At 54.8% G+C, this 425-nt stretch carries 1 rRNA gene; it reads left to right on the top strand.

The features are described from left to right. Positions 1–48 (top strand): 16S ribosomal RNA (locus AC0IX4_RS22950); the annotation flags it as partial. Positions 49–425: the final 377 nt, after the last annotated feature.

The raw sequence follows: 425 nt of genomic DNA, 5'->3' as shown, positions 1-425 counted from the left end.
TCGTAACAAGGTAGCCGTACCGGAAGGTGCGGCTGGATCACCTCCTTTCTAAGGAGCACATCTCGCTGCAGTACCACCCACACAGGTGGGAGGGAACCAGCGCAGAGACCACGCCGACCACATTCGTTGGTCGGGTGGACGCTCATGGGTGGAACACTGACAACCAGAGCCGGCAACAACGGTCACGCTCAGTCGTGACCAGCCGGCACTATATCGATGCACTGTTGGGTCCTGAGAGAACACGCGAGTGTTTTTTCTAGGCAAGAACGAATACACGCAATGTTGGTTGTGTCTATCGGTCCCTGGTTTGTTCGGGGGTGTCTGAGAGCAGCGTGAACAGGGTTGTGTGTGTGTTGTTTGAGAACTGCACAGTGGACGCGAGCATCTTTGTTGTAAGTAATGAAGAGCGTACGGTGGATGCCTTG

The sequence above is a fragment of the Rhodococcus sp. AC861 genome, assembly GCF_979256035.1.
The sequence above is the reverse complement of the archived record's forward strand: the minus strand, read 5'-3'. Positions and strand labels throughout refer to the sequence as shown.